Annotated in this window: 21 protein-coding genes, 1 tRNA gene and 3 pseudogenes; 18 read left to right on the top strand and 7 right to left on the bottom strand. The window is 50.9% G+C overall.

Going from position 1 to position 17,258, the window contains the following annotated elements; all coding sequences use genetic code 11:
* The first annotated feature begins 6 nt into the window (after positions 1 to 6).
* The 17 genes from WC1_RS11000 to WC1_RS11080 all read left to right on the top strand — a co-directional run bounded on the left by WC1_RS11000 (position 7) and on the right by WC1_RS11080 (position 12,905).
* On the top strand, positions 7 to 342 hold the full coding sequence (locus tag WC1_RS11000) for a DUF2190 family protein (protein WP_016150420.1): 336 nt from the start codon (positions 7 to 9) through the stop codon (positions 340 to 342).
* A complete protein-coding gene (locus tag WC1_RS11005) occupies positions 342 to 698 on the top strand; it encodes a head-tail joining protein (RefSeq protein WP_016150419.1) in 357 nt (118 codons plus the stop codon). Before WC1_RS11000 ends, WC1_RS11005 begins: the two co-directional genes overlap by 1 nt.
* Before the next feature lies 1 nt (position 699).
* On the top strand, positions 700 to 1,356 hold the full coding sequence (locus WC1_RS11010) for a hypothetical protein (protein WP_016150418.1): 657 nt from the start codon (positions 700 to 702) through the stop codon (positions 1,354 to 1,356).
* A gap of 11 nt (positions 1,357 to 1,367) precedes the next feature.
* Entirely contained in the window at positions 1,368 to 1,922 is a 555-nt protein-coding gene (locus WC1_RS11015; protein WP_016150417.1) for a hypothetical protein, read from the top strand.
* Complete coding sequence (locus WC1_RS11020; RefSeq protein ID WP_016150416.1) at positions 1,915 to 2,532, top strand: phage baseplate assembly protein V; 618 nt, start codon at positions 1,915 to 1,917, stop codon at positions 2,530 to 2,532. Before WC1_RS11015 ends, WC1_RS11020 begins: the two co-directional genes overlap by 8 nt.
* Positions 2,533 to 2,570: 38 nt before the next feature.
* Positions 2,571 to 4,040 (top strand): phage tail sheath family protein, encoded by a 1,470-nt coding sequence (locus tag WC1_RS11025; protein ID WP_016150415.1) that lies wholly within the window; start codon positions 2,571 to 2,573, stop codon positions 4,038 to 4,040.
* Positions 4,037 to 4,543 carry a phage major tail tube protein gene (locus WC1_RS11030; RefSeq protein WP_016150414.1) on the top strand — a complete coding sequence of 169 codons (507 nt, stop codon included), beginning with the start codon at positions 4,037 to 4,039 and terminating at the stop codon, positions 4,541 to 4,543. The genes WC1_RS11025 and WC1_RS11030 overlap by 4 nt, the downstream gene beginning before the upstream one ends.
* 58 nt (positions 4,544 to 4,601) lie before the next feature.
* A complete protein-coding gene (locus tag WC1_RS11035) occupies positions 4,602 to 4,901 on the top strand; it encodes a phage tail assembly protein (RefSeq protein WP_016150413.1) in 300 nt (99 codons plus the stop codon).
* Between the two features lie 102 nt (positions 4,902 to 5,003).
* Entirely contained in the window at positions 5,004 to 6,929 is a 1,926-nt protein-coding gene (locus tag WC1_RS11040; protein ID WP_016150412.1) for a hypothetical protein, read from the top strand.
* Positions 6,926 to 7,396 carry a phage tail protein gene (locus WC1_RS11045; protein ID WP_016150411.1) on the top strand — a complete coding sequence of 157 codons (471 nt, stop codon included), beginning with the start codon at positions 6,926 to 6,928 and terminating at the stop codon, positions 7,394 to 7,396. The genes WC1_RS11040 and WC1_RS11045 overlap by 4 nt, the downstream gene beginning before the upstream one ends.
* Positions 7,371 to 7,586, top strand: coding sequence for a tail protein X (locus tag WC1_RS11050; protein WP_016150410.1), 216 nt, complete (start codon positions 7,371 to 7,373; stop codon positions 7,584 to 7,586). Before WC1_RS11045 ends, WC1_RS11050 begins: the two co-directional genes overlap by 26 nt.
* Position 7,587: 1 nt before the next feature.
* Entirely contained in the window at positions 7,588 to 8,706 is a 1,119-nt protein-coding gene (locus WC1_RS11055; protein ID WP_016150409.1) for a contractile injection system protein, VgrG/Pvc8 family, read from the top strand.
* Between the two features lie 39 nt (positions 8,707 to 8,745).
* Positions 8,746 to 9,099 carry a GPW/gp25 family protein gene (locus WC1_RS11060; RefSeq protein ID WP_016150408.1) on the top strand — a complete coding sequence of 118 codons (354 nt, stop codon included), beginning with the start codon at positions 8,746 to 8,748 and terminating at the stop codon, positions 9,097 to 9,099.
* Positions 9,083 to 10,003: a baseplate assembly protein gene (locus WC1_RS11065; protein ID WP_016150407.1), complete on the top strand. Its 921-nt coding sequence runs from the start codon at positions 9,083 to 9,085 to the stop codon at positions 10,001 to 10,003. The genes WC1_RS11060 and WC1_RS11065 overlap by 17 nt, the downstream gene beginning before the upstream one ends.
* Complete coding sequence (locus WC1_RS11070) at positions 9,993 to 10,556, top strand: phage tail protein I (RefSeq protein ID WP_016150406.1); 564 nt, start codon at positions 9,993 to 9,995, stop codon at positions 10,554 to 10,556. The genes WC1_RS11065 and WC1_RS11070 overlap by 11 nt, the downstream gene beginning before the upstream one ends.
* Complete coding sequence (locus WC1_RS11075) at positions 10,549 to 12,321, top strand: phage tail-collar fiber domain-containing protein (RefSeq protein ID WP_016150405.1); 1,773 nt, start codon at positions 10,549 to 10,551, stop codon at positions 12,319 to 12,321. Before WC1_RS11070 ends, WC1_RS11075 begins: the two co-directional genes overlap by 8 nt.
* The gene (locus WC1_RS11080; RefSeq protein ID WP_016150404.1) at positions 12,321 to 12,905 is read left to right on the top strand and encodes a tail fiber assembly protein; all 585 of its coding nucleotides are present in this window, start codon (positions 12,321 to 12,323) and stop codon (positions 12,903 to 12,905) included. Before WC1_RS11075 ends, WC1_RS11080 begins: the two co-directional genes overlap by 1 nt.
* A 64-nt stretch (positions 12,906 to 12,969) precedes the next feature.
* On the opposite strand, the gene yibB is transcribed toward WC1_RS11080, so the two are convergent.
* From yibB to WC1_RS24725, 3 genes and pseudogenes are all read right to left on the bottom strand, one after another.
* Positions 12,970 to 13,827 carry a protein YibB gene (gene yibB / locus WC1_RS11085; protein WP_016150403.1) on the bottom strand — a complete coding sequence of 286 codons (858 nt, stop codon included), beginning with the start codon at positions 13,825 to 13,827 and terminating at the stop codon, positions 12,970 to 12,972.
* A gap of 486 nt (positions 13,828 to 14,313) precedes the next feature.
* A pseudogene (locus WC1_RS0122810) lies at positions 14,314 to 14,557 on the bottom strand (DinI family protein).
* Between the two features lie 95 nt (positions 14,558 to 14,652).
* Positions 14,653 to 14,769: pseudogene (locus tag WC1_RS24725) on the bottom strand (hypothetical protein); the annotation flags it as partial.
* Here WC1_RS24725 and WC1_RS11095 point away from each other — a divergent pair.
* A pseudogene (locus WC1_RS11095) lies at positions 14,761 to 15,266 on the top strand (S24 family peptidase). The pseudogenes WC1_RS24725 and WC1_RS11095 overlap by 9 nt on opposite strands.
* Before the next feature lie 131 nt (positions 15,267 to 15,397).
* Here the strand turns inward: WC1_RS11095 and WC1_RS0122805 are convergent.
* From WC1_RS0122805 to WC1_RS23765, 4 genes are all read right to left on the bottom strand, one after another.
* Positions 15,398 to 15,478, bottom strand: a tRNA-Pro gene (locus WC1_RS0122805).
* A gap of 65 nt (positions 15,479 to 15,543) precedes the next feature.
* Complete coding sequence (locus WC1_RS11100; protein WP_016150400.1) at positions 15,544 to 15,918, bottom strand: CDI toxin immunity protein; 375 nt, start codon at positions 15,916 to 15,918, stop codon at positions 15,544 to 15,546.
* Positions 15,919 to 16,041: 123 nt separating this feature from the next.
* Complete coding sequence (locus WC1_RS11105; protein ID WP_016150399.1) at positions 16,042 to 16,713, bottom strand: SOS response-associated peptidase; 672 nt, start codon at positions 16,711 to 16,713, stop codon at positions 16,042 to 16,044.
* Positions 16,714 to 16,825: 112 nt separating this feature from the next.
* Positions 16,826 to 16,924 carry a DinI-like family protein gene (locus tag WC1_RS23765; protein ID WP_075204994.1) on the bottom strand — a complete coding sequence of 33 codons (99 nt, stop codon included), beginning with the start codon at positions 16,922 to 16,924 and terminating at the stop codon, positions 16,826 to 16,828.
* Positions 16,925 to 17,258 lie beyond the last annotated feature (334 nt).

The following is a 17,258-nucleotide window of genomic DNA, read 5'->3' as shown; positions in this document are numbered from 1 at the left end:
AAAAACATGGCGAATAACTATCAGCAGGACGGTACCACACTGGATTATCACAATGCGGGTGTTGATGCCGTTTCATCCGGTGCGCTGGTGGCGGTCGGCGGAATTGCCGGGGTGGCACACAACGATATTCCTGCTGGCGAGTGGGGAACACTGCATATGGCCGGTGTTTTTGTGCTGCCTAAAGCGGCAGAAGAAATTGCGGCAGGCCAGAAACTGTATCTGGTTGGCAGCAAGCTGACGGTGGCAAAAGGCGATGATGCAACGCCAAACCCGGTTGTTGGTTCCGCCTGGGGAGCAGCTGAGGCGGATGATACTGATGTTGCCGTCCGCCTGGGGTTCTGATGAGCCGGTTCCGGGAACGTTTGGCTAAAGCAGATGCCCGGATTAACCGGGCGTTTGCCGAAGAAGTCCCTGCATGCCTGCAAACGGGTGAAGGCCCGCGTCTGGTGACCGTGATTTTTGAATCACCGGATGCGCTGTCGGGTGTACCGGGCGGTGGGGAAATTCAGAACCATTCCCCGGCGTTCAGTGCAATGACTGCGGATATTTCCGGTCTCGAAAAACATGACGGTGTGGTGATCAACACCATCCCTTACCGGGTGACACATATCGGCGCGGATGAAGAAGGGCGGACCCGCGTCACGCTGGTATATGGGGAACCCGGCAAAACACAGCCTCAGATCGATAAATGGAGCTGATATGGCGCGGGAGTCTCGACTGCGACGGGATTTACCCGTCGATATTGATGTGGATGTTATCTGGCGAATTGCGGACAGTATCGGTGCGACGCAAAAACAGTTCCGTGCAGCATACTCGCGCGCGCTCAGGCGTACTGCCGCCACGCTGCGAAAGAAAGCGATGGCGGATCTGAAAGACGGGCTGGCCCCACGCAGTATGGATCTGGTCCGGCGCCGTCTGCTGTCTTTTCGCCTGGACAGGGGATCGCAACTGGATAACTTCCGGCTCTGGTTCGGGCTGAATGCCATTAAGGTGAAAGACCTTAAAGGACGAATCAACGGGCGGCTGCGACCACACCATACCCGGCGTGACCGCAACACAGGGCGTTTTATTAAAGCACGCCGCCAGGCAGATAACGCCGGATTTTCCCCGAAAGGTAATCAGCTGAGCGAACGGTCGTTTGAAAACGGGGAGGTATTCCGTTCAAAACGGGATAATCGCCGGACGGTGGTTATTCGCGATCCCCTGACCCGCCGGACACGCGAAGCAGAAATTGATATCTACGAACCGATGCTGAACTACATCGAGGACAACGCATTTGCGGAAGCGATGGAAATTTTTATGCATCACTTTGAAACCGACATTCGCGGGCGCGTAAAAGCCCGTATTTCTGTCTGAGGTAACGAACGATGGCCGAGCCACTGTTGCTGGGGCGGTATCACGATGCTGTGACTGACGCATTAAAAAAAATCGGATGGGTGCGTGATGCCGGTGCGTATCCGGAACGAAATGTTCCCCGCTTTTCAGACCTGACCACGCCCGCGGTGTATTTCTCGATTAACAGCTGGGAACAGGGTGGAGGTAATGAGGGGCAACTGAGCGTTAATTTAACCTGTGATCTCTTCGTGGTGGTGGATGCCGCCGGATCGGGTGTGAGTCAACCTGAGATTTTTGTCAGAACCGCTGCGGCCGATATTACCCAGTGGATTGACGGGCAGCAGTTTGGTCTGGGCCATATTGAGCCTGCGGTATTCACCACGGCTGAACGTGATGAGTTTGATCCGCGAATGGATGATTATCTGGTCTGGCGTATTTCATTTACCCAGGCGGCTGCATTTGGTACTGACCCCTTTGCACACAATGGCATGCCTCTGCAGCAGACCTGGCTGGGTGCTGCACCTGATACTGGCCGTAATCACGTGGATGACTATCATCTTATCTGGGAGGCTCAGCCCGATGAGTGATATAGAAGGCGACCTGCAGCGCAGACTGGCGAACCTTGTCCGGCGCGGTGTTATCCATTCCGTCAGGCACGATCGCATCCCAAAATGCCGGGTGGATTTGGGGGATATCATCACGACCTGGCTACCGTTGTGCCAGGGGTTTTCAGGAACTAACCGTGCTGATTCAAATCCTTATGCCGTGGGGGATGCGGTTACGGTCCTGTCCGAAGCCGGAGAGCTCAACAATGGGCGAGTGTTTCCCGGCTGGAACACGGGAAAGCTGCCTGTGCCGGAAGGGAGTGACAGCGAGCACATTACCCGTTACAGCGACGGGACCGAGATCCGTTATGACAGGAGCGCGCATGCCCTGACGATTACGCTGGCTGATAGCGGAACCTACAAAATTGTCGGTAAAGGCACGCTGGATGGTCCGGTTGAAATTACGGATACCCTGACAGTCCAGGGCAAAACCCAGATTAATGCTGACACGTCGGTTGCAGGGAATATCGGGGCGTCAAAGGAGATAACGGATAAATCCGGCAGCATGAGCAAGATACGTGAAGTATTTAACAACCACGATCACCGCGGCGACAGCGGCGGGCTCACCGATAAACCTAATCAGAAAATGTGACCTGCTGCGGCAGGTTTTTTTATGCCTGGAGAAAAAACATGTCTCAGTTACATGGCGTTGAAACTATTGAACTCACCTCGGGTACGGTAGCGGTTACCACGATCCAGACCGCCATTATCGGCCTGGTGGGAACGGCACCTGATGCGTCGGGGGGAACAGCCGCATCGGGATCATCCGGTACACCCATTCTCGATAACGTTATCGACTTCACTGCAACCATTAAGGGGCGGGAAGGCAATGTCATCAATGTAGCTGCGCTGGCCGGACAGCCGGCAGCTGAAAATCCTGCTGCGGTTGTGACGTCAGCGAGCTGGGATCCTGAATCGCTGACACTGAACATTACGCTGGGTTGTGATGAACACGGTGTTATCACGGCTAAACCCGGAGACATTGCTGAGGCTGTCGGTGGTGTTGATGGCGTAAAAATCAGTGCGAGCGGGCGCGGTGACGGGATTGTCCAGCCCTTCAGCCTGCAATTAGCGGGGGGTGAAGATGAACCCTTTCCACTCAATACGCCAGTGGCGGTCGTCGGCACCACGCTGTTATCCCGCCTGGGTGAAAAAGGTACGCTTAAACAGGCACTGACAGACATTAACGATCAGCGTAATGCGCTGACGGTGGTGGTGCGTGTGACAGATGAAAACGATGTGGCAAAACGACGCGCTGCGGTACTGAAGGGGATCGGAACCCTGTCTTCAGCGAAATCTGTTACCACGTACCAGCCGCGTATTGTGATAGCGCCGGGATTCAGTGAGGACGATGCGGTTGGTAAGGGGCTGGAAACCGTGGCCGGGAAATTGCGCGCCGTTGCCTATGTTGACTGCGCCTCCGGTGCGACGCTGCAGGAAGTGGTACAGCGTCGCCAGTCCTATGGCGCACGAACTGAACTGTTGCGCCCGCGGGTCCAGGCGAGCGATGCAGATGGCCAGCTGGTTTATCGCCCTTACTCTGCGTTTGCTGCCGGGTTACGCGCCCGCATCGACTTTGAAAAAGGCTGGTGGTGGAGCAAGTCGAACCAGGACATCAATAACATCCTCGGTGTTGAGCAGATCGATGAATTTATCCTCGGGGATGAGAACTGCGATGCAAACCTGCTCAATATGCAGAACGTGTCCACCATTATCCGCCGGGCGGGTTTTAAACACTGGGGTAACCGCCTGTGTGCTACCAATCCACAGTGGCGTTTTGAATCTGTCCGCCGTACTGCTGATGTTATTGAGGACAGCATTCAGGAAACCATGCTGGAGTATGTTGACCGCCCACTGGACCGGGAAAATGCGGATGACATTATCGGTACCATCAATGCCTATATGCGGCAACTGGTCGGTCTTGGCGCCATATTCGGTGGGCGGGCATGGCTGGATGAAGAACTGAACACCGCGGAAACCATGGCGTCGGGTGTCCTGTACATCAACTATGACTTTGGTCCGAAATCGCCGACTGAACTTATCAGCCTGCGCGTCCGGGTGAACAATAACTATGCGCTTGAGGAGATGCTTGCAGCATGAGCGATAAAAACACACTACGCGTCTGGACCTTCTTCCGGCAGGGGATCCGTATTCAGGGGGCGCATGAATTTACGCCGCCGTCTCTGGCTATTGTTAAAACGGATTTGCGTACCGGCGCACAGGATGCGCCCACCCCGGTTGATGACGGCATGGAAGCACTGACCTGTCAGGTTAAATTTTATGGGATAGATACGGATATGCTGGCCAGCTTTGGTTTTGTCAGCGGCAGCCGTTCACGCTTTACGGCTTATCAGGGCTATCTCGGTAACGGCACTGCACGCGGTACGGTTGAGGAAATTGAGGGGTTTGTACAGACCGTCACGCCGGATGCGCGCAGTAAGGACACGCTTTCCGAAAATGCCGTGACGGTTGATATTGCTGTCAGCTACTACCGTCAGTCACTGGACGGGCGCGAACTGTTCGCCATTGATACAGAGCGTTTCGCCCGCCGGGTGAATGGCGTGGATGTGCTTTCTGGCCTGGCTGCCAAAGTGCGTCTCTGATTTTACTGTTATCCCACCACTGTAACGGCCTGCGGGCCGTTTTTTTATGGAGCACCCTATGAGCTTTCCTGGTGAAACCCGCGTTATAAAACTGTATTCCCCTGTATCACTTGATAGCGGGGTTGTGATCGATGAAGTCACCATGCGAGAACCACTGGTTCGCGATCGCATCACTCATGCCAAAGACCGCGGCAACGAAGAAGAGAAAGAAGCCCGCATGATTGCGCTGCTGTGCAATCTCAGTGAACAGGATCTCTGGCTGATGACGGCGGCAGATTATTCACAGCTGCTGGATGCCTTTAACGTTTTTATGCTCCCGCCCGCGAAGCGACCGAAGGCGGGCTCCTCCGGGCAATAAGATTTCTGGGGCGGCGGCTGCATTTTCCGATGGCGGAATACCTTGATATGCCGTTCAGCACTTTCTCTGATTTTTTGACTGACGAACTGGAGACGATAAACCATGGGCGGAATAAGCCAGAACCTTAAGGCCGTCATTACCTTTGGCGGAAACCTGGATAATTCATGGAAACGATCTGCAGATGGTCTGCAAAAAAGCCTGAAAGATGTCGGAAAGCAGTCTGAACGACTGACAAAAGACCAGACCAGACTGGCAGCAGAAATCAAGCGCGCCAAACTGGCCGGTGAAAGCCTGGGGGATTTGAAGCGCCGCTATACCGATGTTTCCAGGGAAATCCGCAAAACGGAGGCGGAGCAGCAGAAACTGAATGTACAGATGCAAAAAGCACAGCGCATTCAGGCGTTCAAGGGAGCCGGTAAAGGTCTGTTCCGGCGCGGCTTGGGGATCGCCGGGCAGGTGGGCGGGATGTTTGGATCCGGGCTGGCTATTGGCGGTGGCGGTGTGGTGGCTTCAGCACTTGGCACACTGATAGCGCCAGCTGCCACCAATGCTGAAACGGCAACCCGCACTAATGTCGCAAAAAGTTACGGCGTGGACGTGGCCACGTTTAATGCCTGGGATTCTCTGGCGAAGCAGTACGACATGAATGCGGAAAACATTGGCGATCTCTTTGAAGAGTATCTGCACAAATCCGGGGAGTATAAACAGAACGGTAAGCAGGGCTCGCTGCAGGATGCGTTTGAAACGCTCGGGTTCAAAGCGGGGGATTTTGCCGGGCTCAGCGATATGGCGCAGTTCGACAAAATTGTTGAACGGGCGCTCAGCCTTCAGGACGAGTCAAAAGCCTCCTTTGCCCTGGATTCTCTTTTTGGCGGGGAAGCGAGCAAACTGCTGATGCTTATCAAGCAGTCTGGCCGAAGCTACCGTGACCTGATGGACGAGCAGCGGCGCTACAACCTCGTGACCAAAGAGGGGGCTGATGGTGCGGTTGCGGGTAATCAGGCTATCAATAATCTCCGCACTGTTTTTTCTTCTGCGGTCGCAGAAATTTCCGGGCAACTGGGAAATGAGCTTGCGCCTGATATCCGTAATCTGACGAATGATCTTGCCGACTGGTTCAAAGGTGGCGGGATAAAACGCATTGTGACTTTCCTGCGAAACGACCTTTATCCCGGTGTTCTGTCGTTCGGACAGGGGGTGGTTTTTGTCGGCAAAATTATTTACGCGCTGGCTAAAAAACTGTCCTGGTTGCTGCCTGATGAACGAAATGATCAGCGCGATGTACTCAAAACACTGGCTGGTAACGGAATGAATATGGCTCGCCTCAGAGCTGAGCAGACAGGCCAGGGAGAATGGTTTACGCAGCAACTGGCAATTCATCCTGACTTGCCAGAAAAAGTAAAAGAGTCATGGAACGATACCCGCGGATGGTTCGGTCCTGACAGCGACGATGAGGCGTTTAACAAATCGCTTGATAAATACCTGTCACCGGAAGACGGCGATTCGCTTTTAAACTGGAATGCGGCGCTACAGCAAAACAAGGACCATGTAGCGCAAACCGTTAAAGAGGACCCGCAAAGCATTGCCGGAGCCTGGGATAATTACGCGCATGAGCCGGTAACGTCTGCCAGTCAGTGGAAAAGAGAGCCATCAGGGCTGACGGACAGCCAGGGGGAAGGAGAAAGCGCCCGCGCAGGGGATAAGTATCCGAATGATCCCCTTCTTCCCGTCGTGCAGCAGGACAGGAATGTTACGACAACAGACAGATCACCTGCTGAGCCGGTCATTTTGAAAGACGAGAGCACGGGCGGTTACTGGGAAAGCCTGCTTCAAAAAATGGATGTACTGGATAAGCAGCCGCCATCACGGCAGATAACTGATAACCGCAAATTTGAATACCATTTCGAAATTAATGCTGCGCCGGGACAGGATGAGAAAGCCATTGCCGATGAAGTGACCACGGTGACGAAAAACAATTCTGCCTTTAATGGTGATAACAGCCTTCTGGATGGGGGACTTGTCTGGTGAGTGAAATTATCCCGATATTTGAAGATTCCGGCCAGCGCAGTGCAGGCGCATTACGGGGTGGGCAGGAAGCCCGCGTGATGATGATGCTGGGGAATTTCGCCTTTTCGATTGATACAGCGGCTTATCATCAGCTCACCCGTGAGGCCAGCTGGCGCTGGAGTGAACAGGAACGCATCGGCAAGCAGGACCTTCTTCAGTACACCGGAAAGCCCGGGCGTACTGTCAGGCTCGAAGGGCAGTCTCACGCCTTTTTCCGAAAAGGGGTGGAAGGGGTCAATGATTTATTTGATCTTGCCGATCAGGCGAAACCGCAGCAGCTTGTCAGCGGAGAAGGCGATGTGCTGGGGTGGTGGGTGGTGACCGACTTTTCAGACACGACGAGTAAGTTTTTACCGGGTGGCGGTCACCGAAATAAAAACTGGACGATGACGCTAAAACACTATGCCGACGATCTATCAAACCCGTGACGGAGATGTACTGGATGCAATCTGTGCCGTGCATTACGGTACTGAAAATCTTTCAGACTCAGTGACTCAGGTTCTTGAAGCCAATCAGGGGCTGGCGGATCAGGGGGCTATGTATCCTTCCGGCCTGTATATCACACTGCCGGATCTGGTGACGCCTGTAGCGGAATCGCCATTCAGTTTATGGGATTGATATGGCAGATCAGACAGCGATGCCGGAATATGCGCCGGCCTTCAGCATTCAGGCCGAAGGGAAAGATATAACCCGGGTGCTGCAACAATGCCTGAGTGAACTGACCCTGACGGATTATGGTGGGGCAACAGCGAAAGCCGATGAACTGAAAATCAGCCTCATCTCTGAAACGCTGGCGCTTCCCACTAAAGGTGCCCGGCTTCGGGTTGCGCTGGGATTCAATGACCAGTTGATCGATAAAGGCTGGTTTGTTGTCAGTGGTGTCTCGAGCAGCGGCCCGCCGAGGCGTATTGAGCTTTATGCTACCGCCGCGCCGATGAACGCCCAGAAACAACCCGGAGATGTGACAGGCCAGAAAACCCGGAGCTGGGATAACCTTCGCCTTGCCGATATTGTCAAAACAGTGGCCACCGATAACGGACTTATTCCCCGTGTGGCCGACGCGCTGAAAGATATTCATATCAATCACATCGATCAGGTGGCGGAATCCGATGCCAACCTGCTCGCAAGGCTTGCACGTGACTACAACGCAGTGAGCAAACCATCGGGAGGCTACTGGCTTTTTTTACAGCAGGGGGCCACGGCAACGGCTTCAGGAAAACAGACTGGCGGGATCACCATCACACCGGATGAAGTATCAAACTGGTCCTACAGTGAAGGTGAGCGGGGGAGTTCGACGGGGAAAGCTACGGGGAGCGGAGGTAAAGCCAAAGAGAAAATCGGCGTGCGTTATTACGACGAGGAGGACGGCACGACAAAGACTTCCTCCGTTGAACATGATGGCCCGGCGATGACCAATCCCTATACCCAGTCGGAGAAAAACACCGCCGAGCAACAGGCAAATTCCAGGAAAACACAGGCGAAGCGTAACGAGCAGAAAATGACGCTCACGGGGCCATGTCGCCCGAAACATGTGCCGCTGACAGCAGAAGCAAGTGTGTCGACGTCCGGTTTTGGTTCCCGTGAGGATCGGGCCTGGGTGGTTGAGTCTCTGATCTTTTCTCTGACGTCAGCTGGATTCAGCTACACCTACAACCTTGTCGTGGATATTCGTAAACCCGCAGCAGCTTCGAAAAAATCAGAAAAGCAGGACAAAAAAGGCCCGTCCTACTTCGGTTAACCCTCCCGCCATCCGGCGACTCAGCTATGGAATTTAATCATGAACGGTGTAAACAACCGGACCGGAAAACGCCTGTCCGGCGTCGCCCATTTGCGCCAGTCCGTCAGCGACATACTGACCACTCCCATCGGGAGCCGGGTTCTTGTCCGGGACTATGGCAGTGATCTGTTTTCGCTGGTGGATAACCCCCGGGATGATTTGACCCGACTACAAATAATCGCTGCGTCTGCGACCGCTCTGGCCCGGTGGGAGACGCGGCTGAAGGTAACACGTGTGCTTGTTTCCTTTCCTGAAGGGCAGTCCGGCTGTGTGCTGGATATCGAGGGGATCAACAAGGAAACCAATTTACCTGTCAGAACGGGAGACATAACGATTTATGGCAAGCAGCTATGACGTGATCAACCTGTCCGAACTGGACGTACCGGATGCCATTGTGGTGCCTGATGCAACTGAAATCTTCACCCGGTGGCTGGCGCGCCTGCGGGAACTTGATAAGCAGTTTGATGCGCTGGTGGAATCCGATCCGACGTTTAAACAGGGGGAGGTGAATGCCTACCAGCTGACGCTGGCTTTTCAGCGGGTTAATGATGCCGTGCGGGCGGTATTTCTCGCGAGTGCAAAAGAGGCTGACCTTGACCAGATAGGTGCTGCATTCAACGTTAAACGGCAGGTGATTAAGCCCGGCGATCCGCTTGCCATTCCGCCAGTGGAGCCTGAACAGGAAGACGATGCGGCATTTCGCGAACGTATCCAGCTTTCATGGGCGCAGCTGAATACAGCAGGCGCGCGCAACTCATACCGCTTTCATGCGAAGTCTGCCGATACGGATGTGCTGGATGCCGATGCCTATGGGCCTGAAACCCATAACCAGCCCGGCTACGTTGATGTCTATGTCCTTTCACGTACCGGGGATGGGGCGGCGGGGCAGTCCCTGCTTGATAAGGTTAACAGCACACTGAATGCGGATGAAATCCGCCCGTTAACGGACTACGTGACGGTTAAAAGTGCCACGATTGCAAACTATGCCGTTACGGCAGAGCTGGAGATCCCGGAAGGACCGGACGCCAGTACGGTGCTGAATAATGCCATCGATGTTTTGCGGTCGTACACCACGCTTTCCCATCGGATTAAAACCGTCGTCCCGCTGTCCGCCATTTATGCCGCGCTGCAGCAATCCGGTGTGGTCCGGGTAAGGCTGATATCTCCGGTGGCAGATCTGGAAGCGGAACCGGGTAAAGCGCCCTGGTGTACCGCCATTAATGTTACCCGCAGGGAGGTAAGTAGCAATGACGGCTAAGTTTCGATCTCTGCTTCCTCCTGGCGCATTTCATGAAGAGAGAGCGCAGGAGCAGGCCAGCGCTGAGCAAATCGCCACCCTCGATACCAATATGGTGCGCAAGTCCAAAAATCCTGACACCTGTCCGGCGCATCTTCTCCCCTGGCTGGCCTGGGAGCATGCCGTTGATTTCTGGGATGACGGCTGGACAGAGGCGCAGAAGCGACAGGTGATAAAAGATGCCGCTTATGTTCATCAGCACAGAGGAACGGCCGGGGCGGTACGCCGTTCTCTCGGGTCAGTGAACCTGCCCACGACCGTGGTTGAGTGGTGGGAAGACACCCCGCGCGCTGAACCTTACACCTTCCGGATCGAAGTACAGAGCAGTGAGGGGGTCAGTGACGCTCTCTATCATCAGATCCGCCAGCTTACCGAGCGGGCCAAGAACCTGCGCAGCTATCTGAGCAAAATCGATGTGATGGCGAATGTGGGTATGGACGGGGCTTTTTATATTTCGGGTGCGACAACAGCGCATATCGATGTGGACATTTTTGCCGGGGAATCTCATGGCTGATTACTACTCAATTATCACTAACCGGGGTAAAGAACTGGAGGCGGAGGCGCTGGCCAGTGGTCGCCTGATTGTACTGACTCACTTTGTGGTGGGTGACAGTAATGGCAAGCAGGTTAAACCTGATCCGTCGCAAATCCGGTTAATCAATGAAACGTACCGGGGAGATTTCGCTGAGCTGGTGGTGTCCCCGGAGCAGTCCACGCAGTTAATGGCAAAAATCGTCCTGCCGACCGGGGTTGGTGGATTCACCGTTCGCGAAGTCGGTTTAATGACTGACGCCGGAGAGCTTTACGCGGTGGCAAACTGCCCATCGATCGATAAGCCGGTTGGTGGTGTCAGCGTTAATATGCAGTTTCGCCTGGCGGTATCAGATACCTCAAATATCACGCTGAATGTTGCAACAGGCGACGGGTTATTCCTGCGTATTGACCAGTACCTGAAAGAGATAAAGGCGCGGGGCGCGGAAGCACAAAAAACATCGCGTGAATCCATTGGTGTCCTCGATAGCACAACACAACAAAGAGGGCTGGTTCAACTTAGCAGTTCGGTGAACAGCACCAGTGAAACGCAGGCCGCCACCCCGGCAGCAGTTAAGATCGCAATGGATAATGCGAATGCGCGACTGGCTAAAGACCGGAACGGCAGTGATATTCCTAATGTCGCATTATTTCTACAAAACCTTGGCCTGGTAGAAACGATAAATCGAGCAGCCGGTTCGCTGCAAAAAAATCAGAACGGCGCTGATGTACCGCAACCGGATTCGTTTGTACGTAATATCGGTGCCGGGCGAGCTTTCAGTGGCTCGGTCAGTATTGGTGGAGGCGGTAACTGGACAACAGCGGACTTTATCGTCTGGCTTGAAAATCAGGGGGCATTTAATCATCCCTATTGGGTATGCAAAGGTTCATGGTCCTACGGTGATAACAGGGTTATTACGGATACGGGATGCGGGAATATCAGTCTTGCTGGCTCGGTAGTTGAGGTTATGGGAGTGCGTGATGCGATGACTATTCGTATCACCACGCCAACCACCACAGCAGGAAATGGAACGCCTTCCGCTCAGTTTACCTACATCAATCATGGTGATGGTTACTTGCCAGGCTGGCACAGGGATTTTAATACAGCAAATCCTCCTTATGAGTATTACCCCGTAGGCGCACCCATACCATGGCCTTCGGATATACCGCCTGCTAACCATGCGCTTATGCAGGGCCAATCGTTTGATAAATCTGCCTATCCATTACTTGCTGTGGCATATCCTGCGGGGGTTATTCCTGATATGCGTGGTCAGACGATAAAAGGCAACCCAACAGGTAGAGGGGTATTAACACAAGAACAGGATGGTATTAAGTGGCACGATCACGGCGCAACGATCGCAAGTACCGATCTCGGAAGCAGGGATACAACCGGGTTTGATTATGGCACCAAATCGGTATCAGTTTTTGACTACGGTACTAAATCAACAACCGGCGCGGGGGCACACAATCACCCTATATCCGGTAGAACGCAGTTCGGTCAGGCAGGGGATGTCGTTGCAATGTCCAATACTGGCTCTGACAGAACAAACTGGGGAGCTGTTGGTGGGGTCGGTGACCACGCTCATGCTGTCGGAATTGGTGCGCATAATCACGTAGTGGGGATTGGAGCACATGCTCACTCTGTTTACATTGGCGCGCACAGCCATGGTGTGACGGTTTCACCATCTGGTCAGGCTGAAAATACTGTAAAAAATACTGCATTCAATTATTTAGTGAGGCTTGCATAATGGCTTTTAAAATGACTGACACCAACCGCATTATTACTATTTACAATCTTTCATCAGCAACGAATGAGTTTATCGGTAAGGGGGATGGGTTTATTCCGGCCAATACGGGCTTACCTGCGTATAGTACCGATATAGTACCGCCAAAAGTGAAGGCGGGGTTCGTTGCTGTTTTCGATATTCAGACCAATAAGTGGTCGCAAGTAGAAGACCACCGGGGAGAGACCGTTTATGACATCAGCACAGGTAGACCCACTGTTATTGAGACGCTGGGGTCCCTGCCTGATAATGTTGTATCAGTGGCTCCCGAAGGAGGATATGTTAAATGGGACGGCACACAATGGGTTCATGATGCAGAAGCGGAAAAAGCATTTTTTCAGGGACAGGCTGCGCAGGAAAAAGCAAACCTGTTGATGATTGCAACATCTGCTATTGCTCCTCTCCAGGATGCAGTTGATCTGGACATTGCGACGGAAGACGAATCGAAAGCACTTCTTGCATGGAAAAAGTATCGTGTAATGCTTAACCGAATTAACCCCGAGGATGCTCAAAACATCATCTGGCCTGAATCTCCATTGCCAATATAACAGACTTAAGCAAAACAATGCCGGGACTGATTAGAATCGGCATTGTTCATACCTCAATTAAAAATTATTTACCTATAAGAGAAACCTTTAATCTTCTTAATAAAGTAATTACATCTTTCCTTCCGAATAGTTTAAACAGATTAAACCAGCGGTTCTTACCCAGGTAATTTAGTTTTATTAATTTAGGGTTGTAATGATAGCACATTATAAAAACACCCTGATCGTCATCAACTATATTATTTCTGAGTGTTTTTATTTGGCACTGACAAACCAGTTTGTAAAACTCTTTCCATTTCTTTTGTGTTGCTACAACTGCCCCACCAATAATATAGGAACGATTGTTAATCATGTGGTCAAAAACCTGATGGATAGTTTTGACGGTCAAGCCTTTTTTAACTGTAAAGAAATTTACTTTTTTGCGGTCAAATGGATAATCCCATCGAGATAACCCTCTGGTTACGTCTGCACTGCGACAGTAACCAAAGTCAACCCATGCAACCATATCATCATTCACAAGATTTAACTCTATAGCTCTGTTTACAAAATATGTTTTCAGATTGCAAACCAGTGCATAGTCTGGGGACCAGTATTCGGGGTTTATCAACTGGCGAGTTTCAAGTTTGCTTATGAACTCGTTATCTTTTTGAATCCGCGCAATTCTTTTTTTGATGTGTTGAAATTTTTTATTAATATCTAAAGCCACTACAACAGTGTTTTTCCCATTTCTGATTGCTTCAATTTTTGGTTTAAGTTCACTGGATGTGAAAATGACCATGTCATTATCCAATTCAGACAGATTTTCAAAGTACTGAATATAGGTATCAGCTGTTCTCTCTAAGTGAGGAGAGAAACCTTTATTACTCGTCCAGTCTCCGCGTCCTATATCGAAAAATGCTGTAACAATGGTAATAGATGAGTTCATTTTTAAGCAATCCGTGTTTTATACCTATCCAATAACTACAAGAATGTTGAATACATATTTTTTTTGATATCAGTCACATGGAAACATTCTATCAGTATCAACATGAGGCGGGAAGCATCATGTGATATTAAAACTGATAAGCAACGGATATACAAAATAACTGGTTGTTGCAAAGGATTGTTCAATAGTTAATGATTTTCATTGGTATTATTTTTATTGAAATTGTCGCTTTGTTCTAAGATAGGATAACAATAGGTTGCTGAAGCATATCAAGCAGTGTTCCTTAGCCGATATTTTGCGTAATAACGGGAATCATTAAAGATGACCTGGCTGGCCAATTGATGGTGAACCGTAACGAGAGTTGCCGCAACCACACCGTATGCAAGAGCATGATTGCGGCCGACTGGCGAACGTTCGATAGTGCGAGTATTGAATGATTGCCAGTCACGGCGGATTGTACTTAAGTAATATGACGGTTCAAGGCGTTTAATCTGTAACCAGCCACATATCAGCCTCTTCAAACATTTCCTGAACAGTACGGCTTATCTGTTCCTTCTCGTGCTTGCTGGCGTCAGTGTTGATCGCCGGCAATGTCATCATCGGTTTTACCCGGACATCAGCATCCGGAAAAAATCCGGTGAACCCTCTTACTCAGTTCGCCCAGAATGATATCTTTCGCACCGGGCAGACCATCAAAATTCCTTTTGTCATAAACGAGTTCCACGAACATTGATTATTGCTCCTTTACTGGATGGATATACAGTATTTATACTGTGTTTTTATCCGGTATTCAAGAGGGGTTAAATGATGCCACGACGTAGCGATATTGAAATAGCCTGGTATGCTTCGATACAGCAAGAACCGAATGGCCGGAAGACTGTCACCACACAGCGATTTGTCCAAGAACTGAGCAAGGTTAACTGGAACTGGACGATGAAGCAGGCCAATGAATGGATCGAGTGGTATGTGACAACCTTCCGCGATGTATCAACGCAGGAGGGCGAGAACCGTACCTTTCAGCTGTTCAATCCAAACGGAGGACTGTAACCATGGGCTTCCCTTCACCTGCGGCAGATTATGTTGAAGCACGAATTTCCCTCGATCAGCAGCTAATCAGCCAGCCAGCAGCGACTTATTTCATGCGGGCATCGCGTTCACATTTCAGGGAAGGGATAATCCAGGGGGCGCTGCTTTTTGTTGATGCGTCACTTTCTCCTTGTGATGGCTCGCTGCTGATATGCGCGATAGACGGAGAATTCAGGATCAAGCGATATCGGACTCATCCTCAGCCCCACCTGGTTAATCTGGATAACGGGAGAAGGGAAGAGCTGCCAGCAGATGATGATGGCTACAGTTCTGCACCCGCTATATTCGGGGTGATCACGTACATTATTAATGATGCCAGGAACGCGGAATTTGATGACTGCCCGGTGATGTGAATAGCTGAAATTTTACGGCGAAATTGATGCCTTGTGTCGGGAATTTTTCCCCGATTAATCCCCACTGCTTCCCCGTTCAGAAAACAGGCATAAAAGAACCAGCCGTAACAGGCTGGTTCTTAGAGGATTTTTGGTCGGCACGAGAGGATTTGAACCTCCGACCCCGACACCCCATGACGGTGCGCAACCATTTCAATGGCAGCTATGTGCCATTAGCGGAGGTTGTCAATAACAAGTCTTAGTTGAACAACGGGGAGCTGGTCAGTATTTCTGCTCATCACTTTCGCAGACCAAACCGTATATAATTATGAGGGAATAAAGGTTTAATCATTATTTTATCATTAAAAATAAATAGGTTAGGTGATATGGCGATGACGTCGTAGATATTATCGACAATGAGTTGTAGATGGGTTCTGAACACGGGTACATTCGCATCATCCGCTATGACAAATACAGTTTCATTGCCTAAACCGCCCCCGTTAAACATATCATGACTAAGTTCATAATCGCTGAAGTCCATTTCCGACCATCTGAGATTACCGCTATGCCATGGATATTGATGAAAAATATCCATTATCGCGCTCAAATCATCCCCTTCCACAACATTAAAATCTGTCTTGAGCAGTTCCTTACATTCCTCAAACAATGTCATGTCCACTCCCTTTATGCTTTATGGCTGTATCTTTTATCATAACCTCCCTGGAGGATTGTCTAAAGGGATTACGAACTTCTGCTCCTCGCTCAAAGCAGACGTTTTCCCCTGTCGCATCGTACATTAACGTATAGTTTGGATTAACTCTGGCCCTTGATTCTTAACATTCCCGACGGCACGCGTCACGGCGTGCCATATAAATTTATCAGCCGGCACGGAACCGTCGGCTGCAATTTCCGCCGCTTCTTTCCCTCCAATGTCCTGCCTCATCCATTCTCGAGCGACTTCTGGTGACAGTACCAGTGGTCGCCTGTCGTGAATATTTACCAGCCCTTTGTCGGCAGCAGCCGTCACTATCAGGAATCCTTCTGCTTCATCTCCACGTTCGAATGGTGTGCTGCCGATCGCCGCCATGAATATCGGCTGGCCATCGGCTCGATGAATGAAGTAGGGCTGCTTTTTGTCACCTTCCTTTTTCCATTCGTACCAGCCATCAGCAAAGCAAATTGCGCGACCATGTTGCCAGAGTGGTTTAAACATTCTGCTGGTGGCCGCAGTTTCAGAGCGTGCGTTAATTAGCGGTGGTTTATCCCACCATCCGGGGGCGTATCCCCAGATAACTGGATCAAGATGGAGTTTCTCGTCACGTTCGCTCAGAAGCAGAACTTTGGTTCCCGGCGCCACGTTGAAACGTCCGATCGGTTCCGGGTCATATGGAATGTCTTGCTCGGCTTCTTCTGCGAGAAGGGCGAGATAGTCTTGACGTGTCATTGACTGTGAAAAACGTCCACACATAGAAACCTCCAGCCATATGTAAGACTGAAAGTATAGGATATTGCCCTGCGCGAAACGATTTGAACCCTACACCCGAACACCAATACATGTAGTAAATGGCATTATTGGGACCTTAATCTGAAACCAGCCACATATCCGCCTCTTCAAACATTTCCTGAACAGTACGGCTTATCTGTTCTATTTTATGCTTGCTGGCGTCAACGCATTCAATTTTGGAAGGAAAAACCGTCCGAAACCGGTCCGAATATGTCCGAAATTTTGGCTAACTATATGATTTTTAGTACCTGAAAATACACCTTTATTTGTGCATTTTTGGTTCTAAAGGGTTGTTATTGCATTGAAAATAAAGGATAAAAAATAATTTTGGAAAAAACAGGAATCGTATTCGGTCTCTTTTTATTTGGCGAATGCGATGCCATCCAGGGCAAAACACGGCTTATCGCATGCTGCATTCTCCATAAACCATACCATACTCCTGCCCACGATCGTCCAGGCTTTTTTACCATCATTGCTAAAATTATAACCAGGTACCCTTGTACTCTGGA

It is taken from the genome of Citrobacter sp. KTE30, assembly GCF_000398825.1.
GTDB lineage: Bacteria > Pseudomonadota > Gammaproteobacteria > Enterobacterales > Enterobacteriaceae > Citrobacter > Citrobacter freundii.
Note: the sequence above shows the minus strand (reverse complement) of the source record. Positions and strands in the feature narration are given on the sequence as shown.

What these genes read in the sequence shown, in the direction of transcription:
- WC1_RS11005 (WP_016150419.1), top strand. Translation starts at nt 342, where the DNA reads ATGAGCCGGTTCCGGGAACGTTTGGCTAAAGCAGATGCCCGGATTAAC.
- WC1_RS11010 (WP_016150418.1), top strand. Translation starts at nt 700, where the DNA reads ATGGCGCGGGAGTCTCGACTGCGACGGGATTTACCCGTCGATATTGAT.
- WC1_RS11105 (WP_016150399.1), bottom strand. Translation starts at nt 16,713, where the DNA reads ATGTGTGGACGTTTTTCACAGTCAATGACACGTCAAGACTATCTCGCC.
- WC1_RS11080 (WP_016150404.1), top strand. Translation starts at nt 12,321, where the DNA reads ATGGCTTTTAAAATGACTGACACCAACCGCATTATTACTATTTACAAT.
- WC1_RS11040 (WP_016150412.1), top strand. Translation starts at nt 5,004, where the DNA reads ATGGGCGGAATAAGCCAGAACCTTAAGGCCGTCATTACCTTTGGCGGA.
- WC1_RS11060 (WP_016150408.1), top strand. Translation starts at nt 8,746, where the DNA reads ATGAACGGTGTAAACAACCGGACCGGAAAACGCCTGTCCGGCGTCGCC.
- WC1_RS11035 (WP_016150413.1), top strand. Translation starts at nt 4,602, where the DNA reads ATGAGCTTTCCTGGTGAAACCCGCGTTATAAAACTGTATTCCCCTGTA.
- WC1_RS11030 (WP_016150414.1), top strand. Translation starts at nt 4,037, where the DNA reads ATGAGCGATAAAAACACACTACGCGTCTGGACCTTCTTCCGGCAGGGG.
- WC1_RS11020 (WP_016150416.1), top strand. Translation starts at nt 1,915, where the DNA reads ATGAGTGATATAGAAGGCGACCTGCAGCGCAGACTGGCGAACCTTGTC.
- WC1_RS11065 (WP_016150407.1), top strand. Translation starts at nt 9,083, where the DNA reads ATGGCAAGCAGCTATGACGTGATCAACCTGTCCGAACTGGACGTACCG.
- WC1_RS11015 (WP_016150417.1), top strand. Translation starts at nt 1,368, where the DNA reads ATGGCCGAGCCACTGTTGCTGGGGCGGTATCACGATGCTGTGACTGAC.
- WC1_RS11000 (WP_016150420.1), top strand. Translation starts at nt 7, where the DNA reads ATGGCGAATAACTATCAGCAGGACGGTACCACACTGGATTATCACAAT.
- WC1_RS11050 (WP_016150410.1), top strand. Translation starts at nt 7,371, where the DNA reads ATGCCGACGATCTATCAAACCCGTGACGGAGATGTACTGGATGCAATC.
- WC1_RS11100 (WP_016150400.1), bottom strand. Translation starts at nt 15,918, where the DNA reads ATGACATTGTTTGAGGAATGTAAGGAACTGCTCAAGACAGATTTTAAT.
- yibB (WP_016150403.1), bottom strand. Translation starts at nt 13,827, where the DNA reads ATGAACTCATCTATTACCATTGTTACAGCATTTTTCGATATAGGACGC.
- WC1_RS11025 (WP_016150415.1), top strand. Translation starts at nt 2,571, where the DNA reads ATGTCTCAGTTACATGGCGTTGAAACTATTGAACTCACCTCGGGTACG.
- WC1_RS11055 (WP_016150409.1), top strand. Translation starts at nt 7,588, where the DNA reads ATGGCAGATCAGACAGCGATGCCGGAATATGCGCCGGCCTTCAGCATT.
- WC1_RS11070 (WP_016150406.1), top strand. Translation starts at nt 9,993, where the DNA reads ATGACGGCTAAGTTTCGATCTCTGCTTCCTCCTGGCGCATTTCATGAA.
- WC1_RS11075 (WP_016150405.1), top strand. Translation starts at nt 10,549, where the DNA reads ATGGCTGATTACTACTCAATTATCACTAACCGGGGTAAAGAACTGGAG.